At 67.6% G+C, this 21,477-nt stretch carries 19 protein-coding genes; 9 read left to right on the plus strand and 10 right to left on the minus strand.

Translation table 11 applies throughout. The features are described 5' to 3' along the window. Together P3W85_RS08185 and P3W85_RS08190 are read right to left on the minus strand one after the other, a co-directional pair. The coding region (locus P3W85_RS08185; protein ID WP_276264404.1) for a sensor histidine kinase at window positions 1-1,076 on the minus strand (1,076 nt) is incomplete at its 3' end. A 59-nt stretch (window positions 1,077-1,135) separates the two neighbouring features. Continuing rightward, a complete protein-coding gene (locus P3W85_RS08190) occupies window positions 1,136-1,747 on the minus strand; it encodes a DUF6622 family protein (RefSeq protein WP_276264405.1) in 612 nt (203 codons plus the stop codon). 315 nt (window positions 1,748-2,062) lie between these two features. Here P3W85_RS08190 and P3W85_RS08195 point away from each other — a divergent pair, with 315 nt between their 5' ends. The 3 genes from P3W85_RS08195 to P3W85_RS08205 are packed head-to-tail and all read left to right on the plus strand — an operon-like array spanning window position 2,063 to window position 7,298. Beyond that, window positions 2,063-2,650, plus strand: a complete 588-nt coding sequence (locus P3W85_RS08195) for a DUF2760 domain-containing protein (protein ID WP_276264406.1) — start codon at window positions 2,063-2,065, stop codon at window positions 2,648-2,650. Beyond that, window positions 2,647-4,494: an Hsp70 family protein gene (locus tag P3W85_RS08200; protein ID WP_276264407.1), complete on the plus strand. Its 1,848-nt coding sequence runs from the start codon at window positions 2,647-2,649 to the stop codon at window positions 4,492-4,494. Before P3W85_RS08195 ends, P3W85_RS08200 begins: the two co-directional genes overlap by 4 nt. 5 nt (window positions 4,495-4,499) lie before the next feature. Continuing rightward, window positions 4,500-7,298, plus strand: a complete 2,799-nt coding sequence (locus tag P3W85_RS08205; RefSeq protein WP_276264408.1) for an Hsp70 family protein — start codon at window positions 4,500-4,502, stop codon at window positions 7,296-7,298. Window positions 7,299-7,393: 95 nt separating this feature from the next. Here the strand turns inward: P3W85_RS08205 and P3W85_RS08210 are convergent, their stop codons facing one another. Next, entirely contained in the window at window positions 7,394-7,765 is a 372-nt protein-coding gene (locus tag P3W85_RS08210) for a hypothetical protein (protein ID WP_017224704.1), read from the minus strand. Between the two features lie 392 nt (window positions 7,766-8,157). Between P3W85_RS08210 and P3W85_RS08215 the strand changes: the two genes are divergently transcribed. Continuing rightward, a complete protein-coding gene (locus tag P3W85_RS08215) occupies window positions 8,158-8,379 on the plus strand; it encodes a hypothetical protein (protein WP_035806759.1) in 222 nt (73 codons plus the stop codon). 276 nt (window positions 8,380-8,655) lie between these two features. Here the strand turns inward: P3W85_RS08215 and P3W85_RS08220 are convergent, their stop codons facing one another. The 4 genes from P3W85_RS08220 to P3W85_RS08235 are packed head-to-tail and all read right to left on the minus strand — an operon-like array spanning window position 8,656 to window position 13,486. Further along, window positions 8,656-10,203, minus strand: coding sequence for a TolC family protein (locus P3W85_RS08220; protein WP_276264409.1), 1,548 nt, complete (start codon window positions 10,201-10,203; stop codon window positions 8,656-8,658). Further along, a complete protein-coding gene (locus tag P3W85_RS08225) occupies window positions 10,190-12,202 on the minus strand; it encodes an FUSC family protein (protein ID WP_276264410.1) in 2,013 nt (670 codons plus the stop codon). The genes P3W85_RS08220 and P3W85_RS08225 overlap by 14 nt, the downstream gene beginning before the upstream one ends. After that, window positions 12,183-13,232 carry a multidrug transporter subunit MdtN gene (mdtN, locus tag P3W85_RS08230; protein WP_276264411.1) on the minus strand — a complete coding sequence of 350 codons (1,050 nt, stop codon included), beginning with the start codon at window positions 13,230-13,232 and terminating at the stop codon, window positions 12,183-12,185. The genes P3W85_RS08225 and mdtN overlap by 20 nt, the downstream gene beginning before the upstream one ends. Beyond that, window positions 13,229-13,486, minus strand: coding sequence for a YtcA family lipoprotein (locus P3W85_RS08235; RefSeq protein WP_017224709.1), 258 nt, complete (start codon window positions 13,484-13,486; stop codon window positions 13,229-13,231). The genes mdtN and P3W85_RS08235 overlap by 4 nt, the downstream gene beginning before the upstream one ends. A 499-nt stretch (window positions 13,487-13,985) precedes the next feature. On the opposite strand from P3W85_RS08235, the gene P3W85_RS08240 reads away from it, so the two are divergent. From P3W85_RS08240 to P3W85_RS08260, 5 genes are all read left to right on the plus strand, one after another. Beyond that, window positions 13,986-14,798, plus strand: coding sequence for a MetQ/NlpA family ABC transporter substrate-binding protein (locus tag P3W85_RS08240; protein ID WP_017224710.1), 813 nt, complete (start codon window positions 13,986-13,988; stop codon window positions 14,796-14,798). Window positions 14,799-14,848: 50 nt separating this feature from the next. Further along, a complete protein-coding gene (locus tag P3W85_RS08245; RefSeq protein ID WP_430869515.1) occupies window positions 14,849-15,721 on the plus strand; it encodes a methionine ABC transporter ATP-binding protein in 873 nt (290 codons plus the stop codon). Then, the gene (locus P3W85_RS08250; RefSeq protein WP_276264412.1) at window positions 15,714-16,358 is read left to right on the plus strand and encodes a methionine ABC transporter permease; all 645 of its coding nucleotides are present in this window, start codon (window positions 15,714-15,716) and stop codon (window positions 16,356-16,358) included. The genes P3W85_RS08245 and P3W85_RS08250 overlap by 8 nt, the downstream gene beginning before the upstream one ends. A gap of 527 nt (window positions 16,359-16,885) precedes the next feature. Further along, the gene (locus P3W85_RS08255) at window positions 16,886-17,851 is read left to right on the plus strand and encodes a tripartite tricarboxylate transporter substrate binding protein (protein ID WP_276264413.1); all 966 of its coding nucleotides are present in this window, start codon (window positions 16,886-16,888) and stop codon (window positions 17,849-17,851) included. 155 nt (window positions 17,852-18,006) lie between these two features. After that, window positions 18,007-18,711, plus strand: a complete 705-nt coding sequence (locus P3W85_RS08260) for a YceH family protein (RefSeq protein WP_276264414.1) — start codon at window positions 18,007-18,009, stop codon at window positions 18,709-18,711. A gap of 171 nt (window positions 18,712-18,882) precedes the next feature. Here P3W85_RS08260 and P3W85_RS08265 read toward each other — a convergent pair whose 3' ends face one another. The 3 genes from P3W85_RS08265 to P3W85_RS08275 form a co-directional block, all read right to left on the minus strand. After that, a complete protein-coding gene (locus P3W85_RS08265) occupies window positions 18,883-19,890 on the minus strand; it encodes an AraC family transcriptional regulator (RefSeq protein WP_276264415.1) in 1,008 nt (335 codons plus the stop codon). A gap of 150 nt (window positions 19,891-20,040) precedes the next feature. Then, on the minus strand, window positions 20,041-21,096 hold the full coding sequence (locus tag P3W85_RS08270) for an alkene reductase (protein ID WP_276264416.1): 1,056 nt from the start codon (window positions 21,094-21,096) through the stop codon (window positions 20,041-20,043). Window positions 21,097-21,195: 99 nt separating this feature from the next. Next, a partial coding sequence (locus tag P3W85_RS08275; protein WP_276264417.1) for an ArsR/SmtB family transcription factor occupies window positions 21,196-21,477 on the minus strand: 282 nt, incomplete at its 5' end.

Here is a 21,477-nt window from a genome sequence, read left to right on the forward strand (position 1 = left end):
CAGGGTAGCGGAAGGCGCACGGTGGCCAGCGCGCCCCCTTCGTCATCGCCCGCTGCCGAGAGTTCGAACGTGGCCGTGTTGCTGAAGAGATGCGAGAGCCGTTCCCGGACTTGCTGCGTACCGAAGCAATCCGGGCCGGGCGGCAGCGCGCCGAGGCCCACGCCCGTATCGCGTACGCACAGCCGCAGCATATCGCCTTCGCGCTGCGCCGTGATCCGGATCCAGCCGCCGCCCACCTTGGGTTCCAGTCCGTGCAGGATGGCATTCTCCACCAGCGGCTGCAACAGCAGCGGGGGGACCGGCAACGCGGCCAGTCCGGCCGGCAGGTCGATGCGTGTCCGCAGGCGCTGACCCATGCGCACCCGCATCAGCTCGAGATAGTCGCCAATGCGCTCGAACTCGGACGAGAGGGGGTGCGACTCCGAGCGCGAAGCCGCCAGCGTGGCGCGCAGGAACGCGATCACATGGTTGAGCATGGCCTGGGCGCGTTGCGGGTCCTGGCCGATCAACACGCGCAGGTTGGCCAGCGTATTGAACAGCATGTGCGGCTCCAGCTGCGATTCCAGCAGCCGGAGCTGATTCTCCGCCGCGCTGCGCATGGCGGCTTGCGCGCGCGCCTCCATGAGCGCCATGCGCCCTCGCGCATAGTGGAAGTAAGTGACGCCGAGGGACAGCGCCACCACCATGCTCATGCTCAGCAGCAAGGCGCGGGAATCCTGCAGGAACGTGGCGGGGGTATCGTGGCCGCCGGTCAGCAGGTCGGCCAGCGCATGGCCGGCAAAGTAGCCGACGACGCCCGACGCGATGATCCACGGGAACATCAGTTTCCAGCCCGGCCAGGCGCGCTGTGCGGCAAGGTCGCCGGGCTGCTGCAGGCGCAGCCGGCGCGAGATGCCATGGCGGCCCGCGCTGACCAGGGCCTGGATAAGGAAGGTGATGCAAAACGAATAGACCAGCGTGGTGCCGAACGGCTCGCGAAACATCGCGCTGAAGAACAAGGCGCACCCCAGGGCCAGCGGGATGGCGACCCGCAGCTGGCGCCAGAGCCAGGCCAGTACGTCGGAGGGAGATGGCATGCCGCGGTATGGTTCCAGTGTGCAGCGATTGGGCAGGGCTCGGGGTGCGTTCAATGTGCTCAGGTAATCACGCCGCGCAGCGGCGCCTGCCGGGAGACGCGCCAGGCCACGAGGCTGCGTGCGAGGAAGATACCGCTAACCGCGCCATAGATAAAGCCGGCTGCCATGGCAAAGGTCCCGTGGCGCAACAGCCCGGGATTGACCGCCTGTGCCACGCTGACGCAAAACCGGGTCGCGAACATGCAGAGGATCAGCAACAGGGGTATCCAGCTGCCGGGGACATGCAGACAGCGATCTGCCGTCGACCAGCGGATCGTCTCCCATGTGCCGGCCGCCCTGGCCAGGACCAGCGCGGCGGCCATGCCGGCCGCCCAGGCCACCAGCGCCAGAGGCTGCCGCGAGAATGCCGACACGACACCCAGGAAAGACAGCACGGCCATTGCCAACGGGACAGTGGTGGCCCGCCGCGGCGTCATTCGCCTGGGCGCCGCCTGCGAGATGCCGAGGGCGATCAGGGCGGCAAGCATCACCCATATCCAGGCGGGCGTGTGCTGAAGAATGCCAGGCAGCATTGCGGATCTCCTTTTCTTTGCTTTGCGGGGATATTCGACGATGCCCATGATGGGGGCGCACCCGTCATCCGGGCCGTGCGATGCGACGAAACGGCGCATGGCGTCGCGAATTGGCGGGCATCCGGCGCGAGTTACGAGTGGAATCGGGGGTGGAAAAGGGAGGTGCCGGACGGAGCGGCCGGTTGTGCCGCGCTGGCATCCGCTCCGGTTCACCAGGCAAATCCCCGGCATTGGCCGGATCGGGGGCGCATTAGGGCAAAATACGGCCTGAGCGGCCCGGTCGGGCCAGCAAATCAGACGCCGGCGCCTGGCCTGGCCATCGATGTCCGGAACCGCATGCGCGGTGGAAACCGGGCCTTGCCAGTGTCGCCAGAGGATGGCTCGTCCTTTAACAGAGCCCATCAGGAGTAGTTTATGACCGACTCGAACCCATCTTTCCTCGGCAGGATCGCCCTTGCCGTCGGCACGTTCTTCACCATCCTGGGCGACCGCGAGTTTGCCGGCGGCGTGCGGCGCCTGCGCGACGGGGCGAGCCCTGCGGAAGCCAGGCCGGCGCCGCAGGCTGCCGTGCCGGTGCCGGTGCCGGTGCCTGCGCCGGTGCCCGTGCCAGCACTGAAGGAAGCCAGCCCGGAAGCGGCGCTGCAGCTGCTGGGGCTGCTCCAGCGCGACGCGCGCTTCATCGATTTCGTCGAGGAGGATATCGCGGGCTATACCGACACGGAAATCGGCGCTGCCGCCAGGCTCGTGCATGAAGGCTGCCGCGCGGTGCTGCGCGAGCATTTCTCCATCCGCCCCGTGCGCGAGGAAGCCGAAGGCAGCCGCGTGACACTGGCCGAAGGCTTCGATGCCACCGCGATCCGGCTGACCGGCAATGTGGTGGGCAGCGCGCCGTTCAACGGCAGCATCAGTCACCGCGGCTGGAAGGTCGCGGAAGTCCGCCTGCCCCGGCTGGCGGAACGCCACGACGCCACGGTGATCGCACCGGCCGAGGTCGAGCTATGAACGCACCGCGCTATTCCATCGGTATCGACCTGGGCACGACCCACTGCGCGATTTCCTACGTCGACCTTGTTGCCAGCGATGGCGAGAAGACCAGCCAGGGCGTCCTGCCGGTCACGCAGCTCACCGCACCGGGCGCCGTCGAGGAACTCGACCTGCTGCCCTCGTTTCTCTACCTGCCGCACCCCAGCGAGCTGGCCCCGGGCGACCTGGGCCTGCCGTGGACCGCGCAGCGGGAGTTCGCGGTAGGCGAGCTGGCGCGCAGCCGCGGCGCGGCCACGCCGATCCGCCTGGTATCCAGCGCCAAAAGCTGGCTGTGCCACCCCGGCGTGGACCGCCGGGCGGCGATCCTGCCAAACGACGCACCGGCCGAAGTGCCGCGCGTTTCGCCGCTGGAGACTTCCGTGCGGTATCTCACGCACCTGCGTGAAGCCTGGGACCATACCCATCCCGACGCACCGTTCGGCGAGCAGGAAATCACCGTCACCATCCCTGCATCGTTCGACCCGGCCGCAAGGGAGTTGACGGCCGAAGCCGCCGAAGCCGCGGGGTATGCACGCATGACCCTGCTGGAAGAGCCCCAGGCGGCGCTCTATAGCTGGATCCAGAAGAGCGATGGCCTCTGGCGCAAGCAGGTCAGGGTGGGCGACATCATCCTGGTGGTGGATGTCGGCGGGGGCACGACCGACCTTTCCCTGATCGCCGTGATCGAGCGCGAAGGCAACCTGGAACTGCACCGCGTTGCCGTGGGCGAGCATATCCTGCTGGGCGGCGACAATATGGATCTCGCGCTGGCCCATGTGGTGGCGCGCAAGCTGGCCGCCCAGGGTACGCAGGCCGATCCGTGGCAGTTGCGGGCGCTCACCTATGCCTGCCGCTCGGCCAAGGAAACGCTGCTCTCCGATGCGGCCACGGATGCCGTGCCGCTGGTGGTGCCGAGCCGCGGGTCCAAGCTGATCGGTGGCTCGATCCGCACGGAACTCACCCGCGCCGAGCTGACCCAGACCATCCTGGAGGGTTTTTTCCCGCAAGTGGACGGCTCGGCCCGTCCGGTGAGCCGGACCCGCGCCGGCCTGACCCAGCTCGGCCTGCCATATGCGCAGGATGCGGCCGTCACGCGCCATCTGGCCGCGTTCCTCGGCCGCCAGGTTGCAGCGCTTGCCGAACTCGACGGCATGCAAGGCACGCAGCCGGAGGGCGCGACCTTGCTGCATCCCACGGCGGTCCTGTTCAATGGCGGCGTGTTCAAGTCGGACCTGCTGGCTGCGCGCATCATGCAGACGCTCAACGGCTGGCTCGCCGCCGAAGGCGCCGCGCCCGCGCGGCTGCTGGAAGGCGCCGACCTGGACCTCGCCGTGGCGCGCGGCGCCGCCTACTACGGCTACGTGCGGCGCGGCAAGGGCGTGCGCATCCGTGGCGGTACCGCGCGTGCCTACTATATCGCCGTGGAATCGGCGATGCCTGCCGTGCCCGGCTTCGAGCCGCCCGTGCAGGCGCTTTGCGTGGCGCCCTTTGGCATGGAGGAAGGGACCGAGGCGGCGCTGCCGGCACAGGAATTCGGCCTGGTGGTGGGTGAACCGGTGCACTTCCGTTTCTTCGGCTCGTCGGTGCGCCGCCAGGACCAGGTCGGCACCCTGCTCGACTCCTGGTCGCCCGAGGAACTGCAGGAGCTCGATGAGATCCAGGCCACGCTGCCGTCCGAGGGGCGAACCCCGGGCGAGGTGGTGCCGGTGAAGCTGCATGCCCGCGTCACCGAGGCTGGCACGCTGGAACTGGAAGCCGTGCCGCGCGGTACCGGCGAGCGCTGGAAGGTCGAGTTCGACGTGCGCGGCAGCGCGAACGCCTGAATGCGATGAAGCAGTACATCGTCGGCATTGATCTTGGCACAAGCAACACGGTCGTCGCATACGCGCAGGCGGGATCGGAGGACATCGGCGTCTTCGATATCGATCAACTGGTAAGCCTGGGGGAGGTCGCGGCGCGCCCGCTGCTGCCGTCCGTGCGGTATCACGCGGCGCCCGGGGAACTCAGCCCGGGCGATCTCCAGCTGCCCTGGCAGCAGGCCGATAGCGCCGGGGCGCAGCAGGTCGTGATCGGCCGCCTGGCGTCCACGCTGGGCGCGCAGGTGCCGGGCAGGCTCGTGGCCAGCGCGAAGAGCTGGCTGTCGCATGCGTCGGTCGACCGGACCGCGCCCATCCTGCCCTGGGGGGCCGGCGACGAGGTCGGCAAGGTGTCGCCGGTGGCCGCCAGCGCCAGCTACCTGGCCTACGTGCGCGCCGCCTGGAATCACCGTTTTCCGCAGGCCCGGCTCGAAGACCAGGACGTGGTGCTCACCGTGCCCGCGTCGTTCGACGAAGGCGCGCGCGCGCTGACGCTGGAAGCCGCGCGCACGGCCGGGCTGCCCGTCCTGCGCCTGCTGGAAGAGCCGCAGGCGGCCTTCTACGACTGGCTGTTCCATCATCGCCGCACGCTCGGCGCGGAACTGGCGCAGACGCGCCTGGTCCTGATCTGCGATGTGGGCGGCGGCACCACCGACCTCACCCTCATCAAGGTGGCGATGGCGGACGGCCAGCCGCAGCTGACCCGCATCGGCGTTGGCAACCACCTGATGCTCGGCGGCGACAATATGGATCTTGCCCTGGCGCATCTTGTCGAGTCGCGCCTGGCCGCGGGGCACGCGCGACTGTCGGCTGCCAGCCTGTCCCAGCTGGTCGAGCGGTGCCGGGTTGCAAAGGAGCAGTTGCTCAGCGCGCAGGCGCCGGACGCCGTCACGATCACGCTGCTTGGTGCTGGCTCCAGGCTGATTGGCGGGTCGCGCTCGGTGGAGGTGACGCGGCAGGAGATCGAACAACTCATCGTCGACGGTTTCTTCCCCCCGGTGTCTTCGGACGAGAGGCCCGGGCGGGCGCGGGGCGCCATTGTCGAGTTTGGCCTGCCCTATGCGACCGATCCGGCGGTCACCCGGCATGTCGCGGCCTTCCTGAGCCAGCACGCGGCGCAGTCGCGCAAAGCGCTGGATTTGCCTGATGCGCCCGGTGCGCCCGGTGCGCCTGAAGCGCCCGATGCCGCATTGCCGATGCCCGACACCCTGCTGCTCAACGGCGGCGTGTTCCGCGCCAGCGCCCTGAGCGGGCGCATCGCGGGCACCCTGGGCAGGTGGCGCGGCGAGCCGCTGCACGTGCTGCACAACGATAGCCCCGACGTCGCCGTGGCCCGTGGCGCGGTGGCTTACGCGCGCGCACGCACGGGGCATGCCCCGCGCATCGGCGGGGGCTCGGCGCGCAGTTATTTCCTGGTGCTCGACGATGGCGCGCAGGGACAACAGGGCATCTGCCTGTTGCCGCGCGGCACCGAAGAAGGCCAGGAGATTCATCTCGAGGATCGCGCCTTCGCCCTGCGGCTCGGGTATCCGGTGCGCTTCCACCTGGTGTCTTCCGTGGCTGACACGGCTTATCTGCCGGGCGAGCTGACCGATCTCGCGCAGGGCGATTTCGTCCGGCTGCCGCCAATCGCCACCGTGGTGCAGCCGCGCGGTGCCGGCGGGCCGCGGGAGACGCCCGTCCAGCTCACCTCGTCGCTGACCGAGGTCGGCACGCTGGAGGTGCACTGCATCGAGATAGGGGATGCCTCGCAGCGCTGGCTGCTCGAATTCCAGCTGCGCGGCAACGATGCCCCTGCTGCCTTGCCCATGGACGCGCCCCATGCGTCCCTGGCCCAGGCAGGCGAATGCATCGACCGCACCTTTGGCGCGCGCTCGCAAGAGGTCGGTCCCAAGGAGGTCAAGCGGCTGCGCGTGCAACTGGAGCAACTGCTCGGGGCGCGCGAGACATGGGACAGCGCGCTGCTGCGCGAACTGTTCGGCACCTTCTGGGAGCGCGCGCGCCGGCGGCGGCGCACGGCCGACCACGAGCGGCTTTGGCTGAACCTGGCCGGCTACTGCCTGCGGCCGGGCTTTGGCTACCCGCTCGACGACTGGCGCGCCGAGCAGCTCTGGTCGCTGTTCGAGCAGGGCATCCAGTACGTCAACGAGAGCCAGATCTGGTCGGAGTGGTGGACGCTGTGGCGGCGCGTGGCGGGCGGCCTGGGAGAGCAGGCGCAGTTGCGCCTGCTGGATGATATGGCCTTCTATCTGCAGCCCGCCGGCACGACGCGATACAAGCGGCCGCCCGGGCCGGCGAGGGCGGGCTATGCCGACATGGTGCGCCTTGCCGGGTCGCTGGAGCGTGTTCCCGTCGAGCGCAAGATCGAAGTCGCCGAATGGCTGCTGACCCGGCTCAGGAAATCCTCGGAAAACCCCCAGGGCTGGTGGGCCATCGGCCGCATCGGCGCGCGCCGGCCGTTCTATGGCAGCGCGCACAGCGTGGTGCCGGCGGACGTTGCCGTGCGGTGGCTGGATGCGATCCTTGCGCTCGACTGGAAAAAAATCGAGCCGGCTGCGTTCGCCGCCGTCCAGGTCGCCCGCATGACGGGCGACCGTTCGCGGGACCTGCCCCCTGATGTCCGTGCAAACGTCGTCCGCCGGCTCGAAGCCGCCAACGCGCCACGAACGTGGATCGCCATGGTGCGCGAGACGGTGGAACTCGACGAAGCCGACGAGGGACGCGTATTCGGCGAGTCGCTGCCCGCCGGATTGAAGCTGATTGTGGAATGACCGGGGCGTGACTGCCGCATGACGCACCCCGGATCGGGGCGCGGCTTGCCCACCGCGCTACCGGCGAAGGGTCCGCCAGTGCCGGTACGCCGCGGTCACGCCCAGGTGAGCGTCGGCTCTTTCAGCAGGCGGCCAGCCAGGATGTAGTCGCCATGCTGGATGGCGCGCGCTTCGAGTTCGCTCAGGGTGGCTTCCGGCAAGATGGTCAGATCGAACAGGCAATACAGATGACGTTGCCTGAACGTGTTCTTTGGCGCTCTCAGTCCACTGGCCAGGGCTTCCGGCGAGCGTACGGCAACATGCTCGATGGTCCTGAACTGGACGACGACGCCGTACCGCTGCCCGAGTCTTCCCAGTTCGAATGCATCTTCCCAGGCCGTCTCATAGTCCAGGTCTACCGTACCTTCCATCCGGGAATGGATGCGTTCAACCGCGGTGGATCGATTGCGTGCGACGTAGACGGTCATGGGCGAATCTCGTCGGTGGAGTCACGGTGCTGGAAAATATATCCACAACGCCAGGCATGCGCAACCCGGAAGCAAGGGGGGAATGTGGGAATCCTCGCAGTCATCGCGCAAGCGGCATGGCGCCCGGGTTTTCCCGCCGGTCGGCGTCCTTGCGCTATGTCGCTCCGACGGCGCTTTTGTGGCTTCCGGCAGCGCGGCAGGGCCCCGGCGCCCGACTCGGCGCGCTGCGATCACGTGTGACTGCAAGGCCCCCGGAATACCTGTGACAGGGTTCGTTCCGGGTTCGCTTTCTCCTGACATGCACAATCCGATGCCAGGCAGGCCGCCGTGACGCGCCGCGCTGGACTAAACTTGATTATCCAAAGGCCCCCACGACCAGCTTGGGAGTTGCGATGAAAGCACCTTTGACCAAGGAACCGATGCGCAGACGCCCCTCCGACCGGGTACTGAACGTTCTCTCGGCGCTCATTGGCCTGGTTACCCTCGCCGTGGGCATTGGCTGGCTCATCTACAAGCGGGTGGTCGACCTGGATGTGCCTTACTTCGCCATCCCGCTCGTCCTGTGCCTGCCGGTGATCGTAGCCGCCGCGTTCCGCGCGTACTGGGAAGACTAGTACAACATCCCGTATCCCGCATCCCGTATCCCCCGGTCACGCCACCTTGGCGCTGCTCGGTGTAGCGGCGTGATTTCCCCCAAGGCGTTGCTCGCGGGATATGCAAGGTTATGCCGGCTCGCCCGCGACCGCCATTGCCGGGATGCATGCCGGCGAAGGCAACGGCCAGGCCATCCCGGAGTGGGCCTGGCATGCATGCAAACCAACGGCAAGGGGGCAGGAACGAAGGAAGCGGCGGCTCTTCGCCGGATCCGGTCAAGGGCCAGGGGTGCATGTTCAGCCCGGCTGCGCGGGTATCGAATCGACCGAGCCTGCCGCGAGGGCAAGGGTCGCGGCGGCTGACAGCGCGGCGCTGTAGCTGTCCGCGTAGGCGTTCTTCGCAGCGAACAGCTGGTTTTGCGCAAGCAAGGCATCGGTGACGGAGCCGACGCCATGCCGGAATGCATCCAGCGCGGCATCGTATGTGGTCTGCGAGGCTGCGAGCAACTCGGTCGCGGCAGCGTGGGCTGCCAGGCTGGACTGCAGCGTGTTCTGTGCTGCGACAACCTGCCGGACAGCTTCTTCGCGGCTGCGGGCCAGGCGGGTGGATGCGCTGTTGGCATCGTTGCGTGCCTGCGCAAGGACCGCTGAACGCAGGCCGCCATCGTATAGCGGGATCGTTACGCCGACGATCACGCTCCCGCCGTAGCGGCCGCCGCTCAGGTTGACGGTCGGCAATTGCTGCCCGATAGCCGGAACCGCGGAAATCGACGTACTGCTGGTGTTATAGGCGGCTGAAGCGGAGACAAAGACCTTGGGCATGAACTCCGCCTCGGCGGCCTTGATCTTCGCCAGGTTGGCCCGCTCGGCTGCATAGGCGCTCAACACATCCGGCCGCCGGGCGATCGCGGAAGAGACGATCTGCTCGATTGACTCGCTCATCGCGGGCGACAGCTTGCGGATTGGCATGTCCGCAATCCTGGGCTTCGATAGCGGGGATATTCCCAGCGCCGAGATGAGCGCCAGGTAGCTGTTGGATTCGGCGCCTTGTGCCTGGACCAGCGCGAGCTTTGCCTGCGCGCGGTTCTGCGTAGCCTGCGCCACTTCGATGACGGTGCCGATGCCGCGCTTGTAGCGCAATTGGGCGGCGCCAAGTATGGCGTCGGCGTTGCCAAGCGCCTGCTGCGTCGTGGCCATGCGTGCATGAGCGGCCTGGTAGGCGTAGAAGGCGATGCTCACGTCGTGGATCACTTGCTGGTGGACGGCAGTGAATCCGATGTTCGCCATCGTGGAGGCCTGTGACGCAGCTTCGATGCGAGCTGCGCGTCCGCCGAAGTCGAACAGCAGCCACTGCAACGACAGCACGGACGTTGCGCCATGCGCCGAGGCGCTGGCCGACGTATCGCCAAGCAAGGTGGAACTTGACCCGTGGGCGCTGGCATACAGCCCCATCGCGGTGGCCGAGAGCTGCGGGAGATAAGCCGCTTTCGCGATGCCTGCCGCTAGTGCCGCGTTCCGGGCGTCGTTCCAGGCGATACGGGTCAGCGGGTTTGCAGACTCCGCGAGATCGATCAACTCCGGCAGACCATATTCATGCGCCTGGTCCAGCTCGGGTGGGGGTGTCACCGCCGCCAGTCCGGGGTTGGCGGGCAGCTGGTAGCTGTGGGCGGATCCGGCCGATGCCAGCGCGGGCGGGCCGGGAACAATGTCTCCGGCCTCGCTCACCTGCGGCTGCCACGGACGATCCGGGCTCGGGGGAGCCATGTCCAGGGAGGACGTGGCACACCCCGCCAGACTGGATGCGGCCAGGATGGCCAGGGCGAATGGCGGGTTAAGCCGGCGCATGGGTCGTGTGTTCCTTTCCGGCATCGCCGGATTCGATAGGTTCGAGCCCGGCCAGGCGTGCATCGCCAAGATTGAGCAACGCCGTACGCGTATGCCCGGCATCCGCGTACGGCGACGCCGGGTCCGGGGCCGCGGAGCTTGCCGCGCGCGCAGGGGCGGTCCCGGCCGATTGCGGCGATCGGGTTCCGCCGAGGCGGCGTAGCCAGTGGTCGATCGCGGGTTCGCCCGGCTGTCGCTCGGCAAGCAGGAACATCGGTCCTTCAAGCGCGCTTAGCCTGGCCAGCTCGCGACGACGCTCGGAGACCCATGCCGCCGTGGGGCGCACCCAGGACGGCTCGTAATCCATCAAGGCGAGATCCTGCTCCAGCGAGTCGCGCCGGGCCATCGCATTGGCGGCTTGCGCCCGTCGCGTGGCCGGGTGGGCAAGCGCTGCGAGCCGTTCCCAGTGCTGCCGAAGCTCCGCGAGCCTGGCGTCAACCCGGGCGGCGACGCTAACGGGCCAGACCCGCGTGAAGACCAGGTAGACGACGATATTGCCGAGCAGAATGCCGATGGTGCGATCGCGTGCGAGGGTGAGATCGAAGCCGGGAGCTGCCCCTTGAATCACGCACAGGAAGAAGGCGAAGGCTATCTGAAATCCGGCATAGGCGATTCTTGGAGAGCCGAACGCTATCCACGCCGACAGGCACGCGCCGGCGAACACGACGCCCATCAGCTCGCCTGCCGACGTCAGCGCAGGCATCACGAGCAGGATGGCGGCGGTACCCAGGATTGCGCCCACGAGACACCCTGCGATCCGCAGCGTCAGCTTTTCGACGGTCTCGGCAGTGGTGCCGAGGGACACCATATAGACGGTGATGAAACAAGTGTGAATGCCGGGCCAATCGAGCTGGGAATAGAGCAGGTAGCAGAACATCGCCGCCACCGTGGTCTTCAGCGCGTAGCGGACATGGTCGGGATTCGTGAATGCGTCCGGCAGGAAGAAGGCGCCTCGCTTGCCAGCCGCAGGTACGGGTGCTGCGGTGTCAACCACGGCGAAACGGTTGATGGCGTCGAGAAGCTGCTGGGCCACGGCCCGGGCCAGTGGTGCCGGATCACCGGTTTCGGGCAACGCGAGTTCGATGTCGACGGGATAGCCGCCCGCTTCCAGCATGCCGGCCATATCCTCCAGCGTCCTGGCGATCGGCTCGATCAGCGCTGCGGGTAGCCGGCCCGATGGTTCGCTGCCGGCCAGGTCCGCGGCGACCAGGATGGCTATCGTCGACGACGCGGCCTGCCGCAACGCCGGAACATCCGCCGCGGCCGATGATCCGTCGACAACGGAGAGCCGGATCCACGAGGCGATCTGGTCGTCACCGGAGGTCAAGCACGCGTGCAGGGCATCGCGCATCGCGGCGGGCTCCGCCAGGCTGCGGGCAGCAAGCCGCAGGCGCCTCGCCAGCTCGCGGCAGAGGAGCCGTCGCGGCGATGGCGCGACGGCCAGGTTGACCGCGATGGAAAGGCCGACCGGGATCGCAACCATCAGCCAGGCGTACAGCATCGCGCGAGTGGCCACCTCGCCGAACGGCACACTGCCAAGCTTGTCGAGCGAGAACCCGACGATCATCGCGAGAATCGCGCCAACGGGGCGCAGCTTGCTTGCCGACGTCACGAACAGAAGCCCCAGCGAAAGCATGGCAATGCACGCGACGCGCCAGAGCGGGTCGTCGAGCACGAACACGGCTACGACGAGTACGAGGCCAATGACCACGGTGACCAGCATCAGCATCGCCAGCCCCGTCACCAGACTCATGACCCGGTCGGGTCGGTTCAGGAAGAACACCACGTAGGCGGAGAGAGCGGCTTCCGGTGTACCGCAGGCGCTTGTCACGAGCACCGTCAGTGCGCAGATCAGCGCGACGCGCGCGGCGATGGCAGCCCGGCCCGGGTAAGGAGCGAGCAGCCTCTTCCAGGCGCCCGTTGCGCCTTGGCGGAACAGGCTATCGGCAGGCTGGGCCATGCCTGATCTCGACTACCGCGCTCGCGCCGATTCTGACCAGGCCGGCCGCCGGCTCCGCGAGACGCACGCGCACCGGGAAGCGCTGGGCAACCCGCACCCAGTTCACCGACTGCTGCACATAAGGCAGCGAGCGAGGCAGATTCACCCGGCCCGGATCGGAGACACCCGCGCCAATGCCAACCACCTGCCCGCGAATGGCCTGGCTCCGGTCGATCATCGAATACACGGTGGCGCAGTCGCCCAGGCCGATTCGGGAAAGCGAGGTCTCGCGAAAGTTCGCGACGGCAAACCATTCGTCCGCATGGATCAGCGTGAAGATCGATTGATTCGGCGCGACCGTCTCGCCTGCCAGGATCGAGAGCCCCGTGACAAAGCCGTTGTATGGCGCGCGCACGACCGTCTCGTCGAGATGGTGCTGGGCCAGCGCGACCGCCGCCTCGCGCGCATGCACCGTTGCAATCGCATCGTCGTCGCCGCCGATGGTCTGCGCGGTCGCCCGCTTCTGTTCCTGTGCCTGTCGCAGCGAAAGCGCGGCTTCGCGCTGTGCGACCTGCGCCTGGTCCAACTGTTGCGCAGGCACGTAGCCCTTGGCAGCCAGCGGAGCGAGCCGCTGCACCGTACGCGAGGCAAGTTCGTAGCTGTGCGCCGCCTTGCCAGTCTGGTCGTCGGCAACCGCTGCGTTCGCACGCTCTCCGACGATCACCTTGCGCCGGGTACCGAGTGCCGCGCGCGCCAGTTCCAGGTCTGCCTGAGCTTGAGCCAGCACCAGGCGATAGGGGACGGGATCGAGCTCAAACAACAGGTCGCCTTTTGCCACCCGCTGGTTTTCGCTCACGGCGAGCCTGACGATCCGCCCGCCAACGGGCGAGGCGACGTGCACGACATCGGCATCGATGGCCGCATCGTCGGTCGATGGGAAACGGGAGGCCCGATCATAGGCGTAGTACGCCGCGATGATCCCAAGTCCGATAATTACCCAGCCGATCACCTTGCCTTTCAGCGGGATGTTGCGTACGCCGGCCATTTTCATGCCAACTGTCCTGTTACCGAGAGCCAGACAAGCACGGCGACCATCAGGCCGATGGCCATGCAGACGGAGAGTTGGAGGGGCACGGTCTGCGCCCATCCGGTTGAAACGAAAATCCGGTGGGCGACCAGGGCGCCGACGAGGCCCAATACCGCGCTCAGCAGCCAGAGCGGGAAATACGCCCCGAGGATTTCATAGGACGGTGCACCGCGTAACGTGCAACCCCCCAGGGGGAGGATCAGCATGGCGATGGCCATCCGATGGCCGGCACAGGGCGCCGCCAGATGGGTGGTTCGTCTATCAGTGAGCTTGAACGGCATGGCACCGGCGCTGGTTCGTGGAGAGGCGCATCCGGCAGCTATCTTACCGGGTTTATCCGGCGGAACAGGCAGACTTTGATCGGAATGTCAAAACGAACGCACACGGTATCCGCACCACCTGGCGCAGCGGCAGCGGCAGGGCGGCCTGGCGTGGCGAAAGGAATGGCTTGCGCGTACGAAAAAACCGCCACTCTACGCAGCGTGCCTGCCATGCGGAACGAATGAATCGGCGCATGGATATGCGCGCGGCGTTGTGTGTCCCATGGCAGGTTGCCTCGCGTGCCGATGCTCCGCGGACGTTCGCCGCCTGGCAGGTTTTCCGGATTTGCTATTGCGGATTTATTCCTGGACCGCGCCCTTGCCGCCTACCTAGACTGGCTTCCCTGGCACTCCGCCATTTCCATCATCGCCAGTCCAAACTCAAGGTGAACGGCTTATGAACCTGCGCGCGATTCTCTTCAAGCTCCTGGCCGCCACGGCGGCGCTGGCCATGGGCGCCGCCCCGGCACTGGCCGCCGACAAGGCCATCAAGGTAGGCGTGCGCGGCGGCGTGGACGAGGAAATCTGGGAGGTGGTGACCCAGGTCGCCAAGAAGCAGGGCCTCCATGTGCAGCCCATCGTCATCACCGGCACCGCCAGCCCGAACGAGGCGCTGAACAATGGCGATCTCGATGCCAACGCCTTCCAGCACATTCCCTTCCTGCGCGACCAGGTCAAGCAGCGCGGCTACAAGATCGTGCCGGTGGCGGATACGCTGATCTCGCCGATCGCCTTCTACTCGCGCAAGTACAAGTCGCTGGAGTCGCTGCCGCAGGGCGCACGCATCGGCATTCCCAATGACCCGAGCAACCAGACCCGTGCGCTGGTGATCCTGCGCGATCACGGCCTGATCAAGCTGCGCGACGGCTTCGATCCCTACACCGGCACGGCCACGCTGGCCGACGTGACCGCCAACCCGAAGAAGCTGGACCTGGTGGAAAGCGCCTCGGTGGTGCTGGCGCGTTCGCTGCCGGACGTGGATGCGGCGGCCGTGGTCAATACCTTTGCCTACCAGGCCGGGCTGATCGCCACGCGCGACGGCATCGCGGTGGAGAAGAAGGAGCACAACCCCTACGTGAATGTCATCGCCGTGCGTGAGCGCGACAAGGCCGCGCCGTGGGTGGCGCCGCTGGTCAAGGCCTATCACTCGGACGAGGTGCGCAAGTTCATCCTGACCAAGTACCAGGGCTCGGTGATTCCCGCGTTCTGATCGCCCACGCCGCCCGCGCCGCTCACGCAATTCCCGTTACTTCCAGAAGGATCCCGATCGTGTCACAGGTGCTCCCGCTGCAGTCCAGTCCGCCGCATATCGTCTTCGAACATCTCGGCAAGCACTATGCCGGCGCCCAGGCCGCGGCACTGGAAGATGTCTCCTTTACCGTGGCGCGCGGCGAGATTTTCGGCATCATCGGCCGTAGCGGCGCGGGCAAGTCCACGCTGCTGCGTACCATCAATATGCTGGAGCGTCCGAGCACCGGGCAGGTGCGCGTGGACAACGTGGCGGTGGGCGGGCTGGATGAAGACGGCCTGGTGGTGCTGCGGCGGCGGATCGGCATGATCTTCCAGCATTTCAATCTGCTCTCGGCAAAGACCGTGTTCGAGAACGTGGCCTTGCCGTTGCGCGTGGCGGGCCTGCCGCGCACGGAGATTGCGCCGCGCGTGACGGCGCTGCTGGCGCTGGTGGGGCTGGCGGACAAGGCGCAGGTCTATCCGGCCACGCTCTCGGGCGGGCAGAAGCAGCGCGTGGGCATTGCCCGCGCGCTGGTGCACCGGCCGGAGATCCTGCTGTGCGACGAGGCCACCTCGGCGCTGGATCCGGAGACCACCGAATCGATCCTGGCTTTGCTGCGCGATATCAATCGCCAGCTGGGCCTGACCGTGGTGCTGATCACGCACGATATGGCGGTGATCCGCCAGGCCTGCGACCGCGTGCTGGTGCTCGATCAGGGCCATGTGGCGGAGCTGGGCACCGTGCGGCAGGTGTTCGCCGAGCCGCGCGCCGCGGCCACGCTGGCGCTGCTGCGTCCGCTGCGGCTCGGGATGCCGGCCCCGGCCGGCGCGAATTCCAATGCGGCGCATGCCAGTGCGCGCGCCGGCCATTCCGAGGTACGCGGCTATGCTGCCCATGGTTGACAAATACCTGCGCGCGCTGGGCGAGACCCTGCTGATGGTCAGCAGCGCATGCCTGGTCGTCTTCGCGGCGGGCATGGCGCTGGCCATCGTGCTGACGCTGAGCGCGCCGGGGGGCTTGCGGCCCCGGCCACGGCTGTATCGTGCGCTGTCGGCGCTGGTCAATACCTTCCGCTCGATCCCGTTCATCATCCTGCTGGTGGCGATGCTGCCGGTGACGCGGCTGATCGTCGGCACCACCATGGGCACCTGGGCGGCGGTGGTGCCGCTGAGCGTGCACCTGATCCCCTTCTTTGCGCGCATCGCCCAGGTGAGCCTGAACGAGATCGATCCGGGCTTGATCGAGGCGGCGCGTGCCATGGGCTGCCGGCGCTGGCATATCGTGCGCCATGTGCTGCTGCCGGAGGCCCTGCCCGGCATCGTCGGCGGCGCAACGGTCAGCGTGATCGCCATGATCGGCTCGTCGGCCATGGCCGGCGCGGTCGGGGCGGGCGGCCTGGGCGACCTTGCCATCCGCTACGGCTACGAGCGCTACGAGACCGCGGTGATGTTCAACGTGATCGCAATCCTGGTGGCGCTGGTCACGCTGGTGCAGTTCGGCGGCGAACGGCTGGCGCGGCGGTTCGATCATAAACGGTGAATGAAAGGGCCCGGCCCCGTCAGCGCACGCTCGACGCGCCCTGCCCAGACAGCACCCGCTTCGACACTTCGTCGACCACCGGCGCGGTGTTGAACGTCGGTGCCAGCGCGCCGGCGCGTTCGGTCCGCCCATCCTTCATGCGCGGCCACGCGAAGCCCGGGCGGCCACTGCATGCCAGTGGATCATAGGATCGCCTCCTTTGTCCTGCCGCGGAAGGCGGCCGCGCGTTCAATGCACTTGAGCGATTCCGACGATGGCGCCGTATCAGGCGCCACGACCGCGCGCGCGTGATGAAGCGGCGCTTTCCCGATGTCCCTGGCGTGGACGGCCGTGGTGATGGCCGGGATGCCCGGCGTGCGCCTCCGAGCGGGTGCAGGTCCGGGGCCGGGGGCGCCGTGGTTCAGTCCGCCGGCGGCAGGCGCGGGGCAGGCATCCCGTAGAATCCATCCCTGCGTGGCCCGCCCACTGCGCGGCGCGCAACACAGCGCACAAGCACAACACCAATAACTACAAAGCAGGAGAGCCCCTTGAAGACGTCCTTTGCCCTGATCGCCACCGCCGCCGCATTGACGCTGGCGGGCACGCTTGCCCACGCCGCCTATCCTGAACGTCCCATCAAGCTGATCGTGCCGTTCCCGCCCGGACAGGCCACCGACATTTTCGCGCGCGCGCTGGCCGAGCGCCTGGGCAAGCAGCTGGGCCAGCCGATCGTGGTCGACAACCGCGCCGGCGCCGGCAGCAACCTCGGCATGGAAATCGCCGCGCATGCCGCGCCCGACGGCTACACCCTGGTGATGGCCGGCAGCGCCATGGCGATCAACCAGACGCTGTACAGGAAGCTTGCCTACAACCCGCGCCAGGATTTCCAGCCGATCTCCGGCGTGTTCTCGGTACCGCTGGTGTTCCTCGCCACGCCGGGCTCGGGCATCGTCTCGCTGCGCGACCTGATCGCCAAGGCCAAGGCGGCACCCGGCAAGTTCAGCTACGCCAGCGCCGGCGTGGGCGGAACCCAGCATTTGTCGGCCGAGATGCTCAAGGCGCAGGCCGGCATCTTCATGGTCCATATTCCCTACAAGGGCAGCGGTCCGGCGCAGTCGGATTTCCTCGGCAACCAGATCCCGCTGATGGTGGATTCGGTGACTGCCGCGCTGCCCCTGATCCACTCGAAGAAGGCCGTGCCGCTGGCGGTGACGGTGGCGAAGCGCACCCCGCAGCTACCGTCGGTGCCGACCGTGCGCGAGGAAGGCGTGCCCGGTTTCGAAGCGCTTGGCTGGGCGATCCTGATGGCGCCCAAGGGCCTGCCGCCCGCGCTCGTGAGCCAGCTCAACGCGGAAACGGTGAAGGCCCTGCAGTCGCCCGAACTGCAGAAGTTCATCACCGAGCGCGGCTCGGAGCCGATGCCGATGAGCCCGGAAGACACCGGCAGGTTCGTCGACAGCGAGATCCGCAAATGGGGCGCGGTGGTGAAGCGCTCGGGCGCGCAGGCGGACTAGGCGAGCGGCACGCGCGGCCGGGGCGTTTGCCGCAGTAGCCGCTTGCGTGGCTTCGGCAACGGCCATGCGGCTATCATATGCCTCCCAACCAGAACGTACCTGACGGCAGCACCGGTCAGGTTCGAATGCAGGTAGCTTCACGTAGCGATGCCATTATGAATTCCACTCCCGAGACTCTCCCGCACCATCCGGTCCGTTCCCTGACACAGCTCGAAGGGCGCGTGCTGGCTGTGCTGGTCGAGAAGCAGCACACGGTGCCCGACACCTACCCCCTGTCGCTCAATGCGCTGACGGCGGGCTGCAACCAGAAGACCGCGCGCGCTCCGGTGATGAACGTCAGCGAGGACGAGGTGCTCACGGCCATCGATGGCCTGAAGCGGCTCAGCCTGGTGTTCGAAGGCAGCAGCAGCCGCGTGCCGCGCTTCGAGCAGAACATGAAGCGCGTGCTCGGCGTGCCGAGCCAATCGATCGCCTTGCTTACCATGCTGCTGCTGCGGGGCCCGCAGACGGCTGCCGAGCTGCGCCTGAACACCGCGCGCCTGCACGCGTTCGCCGACATTTCGTCCGTCGAGGTCTTCCTCGAAGAACTTGCCGCCAGCGAGCCGCCGCATGTGGTCAAACTGCCGCGCGCGCCCGGCGGCCGCGAAAACCGCTGGATGCACCTGCTGTGCGGCGAGGTCAGCGCGGAGGAAGCGTCGGTGCGCAGCGGCGGCGCCGAGGTGGACGCTATCCCCCCGTCCGAATTCGAGGCAATGAAGGCGGAGCAAAAGGAGCTGGCCGAGAAGGTGATCCGGCTGCAGGCGGTGCTGGAGCACATGGCCGGGGAACTGGGGATCTCCCTCGACAGGTTCGCGCTTTAAGTCTGCGCATCCCGAGCCCGGCCCCCGTGGCCGGGCGGATCGCCTCGGGCGCCGGTCAATGGCGCCAGGCCCCCTCCTCCTGCCGGACATCGCGCCGCGTGGCGTTATCGACGAGGTGGTCGCCGCGGTCGGGCCGCAGGCGGCTTGAGATTGCGCTGTGCCTGCTGCCTGCTATAGCGCCCGCACCGGAATGCACAACTCGCAGGTCAGATCACCCGTGCGCTGGTCCAGTGCCGACACGGCCGAGAACCGCTCGAAGCAAGGCCGTCCGTCGCACTGCAGTCCGCTGGACGGCAGCCATTCCCGGGTCAGCCACATCCATGCAGCGCCGACCCTGGCCGGGGCGCCGCTGAATTGCGCCACGGCGTAGCGCCCGCCCGGCAGGACGGCGATGCCGGCCTGGCCGCTGGGCTGGAATGTTTCGGGCACCGCCACGCAGGCGTCGTAGCGGCACTTGTCGGGCGGCGTGATGCCGGGGGCGTCGTGGCCGATGCCGTAGCACATCTGCCCGCTCAGGCCGTTGGAATGCATCCAGGGCGCGGCCACTTCACGCCAGAAGGTGCCGATCGCCGGGCCATAGGGACCAATGTGGCGTTGGTAGGCGACACGGACTTCGGGTAGATCGACGATGCGGACTTCCATATTGCGTTCTCCATGTGCTTGATAGGAGTCGTCATGTTCGATGAGCGCGCCGCCCTCCACCTGATCGGCGTTGCGCAAGACCTGATCCGGATTGCTGTGACGGTTGGCATAGCGCTCGCGTGCCGCCGCGATCTGCCCGGCCCGGTGCTGGGCCGCGCTGGCGCGCCAGGCGGAGGGCGTGCAGCCAAACTTGAGCTTGAAGGCCCGCGCGAATGCCTCGCCCGAGCCGAAACCGGTGGCCAGCGCGATTTCCAGCACCGAGGCATCCGGCTTGCAGGACAACAGGAATGCGCCGGTCTCGAGCCGGCGCCGGCGCGCGTAGTCGCCCAGCGTCTCGCCCATCCAGGCTGCGAACACGCGATGAAAGTGGAAGCGGGAAAAATTCGCCACGTCCGCCACTTGGGCCAGGTCGAGCGGCTTGTCCAGATGCTGGTCGACGTAGTCCAGCACACGGTTCATGCGCCGCGCGTATTCCGCGCGATGGATGCGCTGCGACGGGTCGGCCTGCGGATCGTCTGCTGGGTCGGTAGGTGCCATGGCCGCGGATTATGGCATGGCGGCGATTGGTTCAAACCATCCCGAGCGTGGGAAAACGCCCCGCGCAAGGCGGGGCGTTCAACCGGGCAACCGTTCAAGCGCGTACGCGCGCGATCTCACGCGAGCCAGCGCGGGCCGCGACACCCATGCTCAGGCGAGCGCCGGATAGTCGGTATAGCCTTCGGCGCCGGCATGGTAGTAGGTCTCCGGCTGCGGCGCGTTCAGCGGCGCGTCGATCTGCAGACGGCGCGGCAGGTCCGGGTTGGCGATGAACAACTGGCCGAACGCCACCGCATCGGCGTCGCCGGCTTCGAGTACGTGCCCGGCCGTGGCCTTGGTCATCTTCTCGTTGGCGATATAGACGCCGCCAAATGCCTTCCTAAGTTCAGGGCCGAGACGGTTGTCGCCCAGCGCTTCGCGCGAGCAGATAAAGGCGATGCCGCGCTTGCCGAGCTCGCGCGCCACGTAGCCGAAGGTGGCGGCAGGGTTGGCGTCGCCCATGTCGTGCGCATCGCCGCGCGGCGCCAGGTGCACGCCCACGCGCGATGCGCCCCACACGGCGATGCAGGCGTCGGTCACTTCCAGCAGCAGGCGCGCGCGGTTCTCGATCGGGCCGCCGTAGGCGTCGGTACGCTGGTTGGTGCTGTCCTGCAGGAATTGGTCGAGCAGATAGCCGTTGGCGCCGTGCACTTCCACGCCGTCGAAACCGGCGGCCTTGGCGTTCTCCGCGCCGTGGCGGTAGGCGGCGACGATGCCGGGGATCTCGTCGGTTTCAAGCGCGCGCGGCGTGACGTACGGGCGCTTGGGACGCACCAGGCTCACCGTGCCGGCGGGCGCGATGGCGCTCGGCGCCACCGGTAGTTCGCCGTCGAGGAAGACCGGATCGGAAATACGGCCCACATGCCACAGCTGCAGGAAGATGCGGCCGCCGGCGGCATGCACCGCATCGGTGACCACCTTCCAGCCGGCCACTTGCTCGTCCGACCAGATCCCCGGGGTGTCGGCGTAGCCCACGCCTTGCGGGGTGACGGCGGTGGCTTCGCTGAGAATCAGGCCCGCCGAAGCGCGCTGCACGTAGTACTCGGCCATCAGGGCGTTGGGCACGCGGCCGCCGCCCACGGCACGCGAGCGGGTCAGGGGCGCCATGATGACGCGGTTGGGAAGTTCGAGGTCGCCGATACGGATCGGATCAAAGAGAGTAGGCATGGGTATGGGTCTGGATATCGAGGAAAGTGGAGCACCAGGGGTGCGGAAATCGGGCGCTCGCGCGCCGCTTGTCTTGCGCAGCGCAGGGCGCCGCCGGGCTTACAGATCGCAGTGCATGTAATCGAGGAAAGCCTGGATGGTCTCTTCGTTGCGCTTGAAAAAAATCCATTGGCCGACCCGCTTGGACGTCACCAGCCCGGCGCGCTGCAGCGTGGCCAGATGGGCCGATACGGTGGATTGCGACAAACCGGTGCGTGCGTCGATCAGGCCAGCGCAGACGCCGAGTTCGAGCGGGTAGTCCTGCATGGCGAAGTTCTCCTGCGGCGATTTCAGCCAGGCCAGGATATTGCGCCGCACCGGGTTTGCCAGCGCTTTGTGGAT

The organism is Cupriavidus basilensis (genome assembly GCF_029335485.1).
Lineage (GTDB): Bacteria > Pseudomonadota > Gammaproteobacteria > Burkholderiales > Burkholderiaceae > Cupriavidus > Cupriavidus basilensis_E.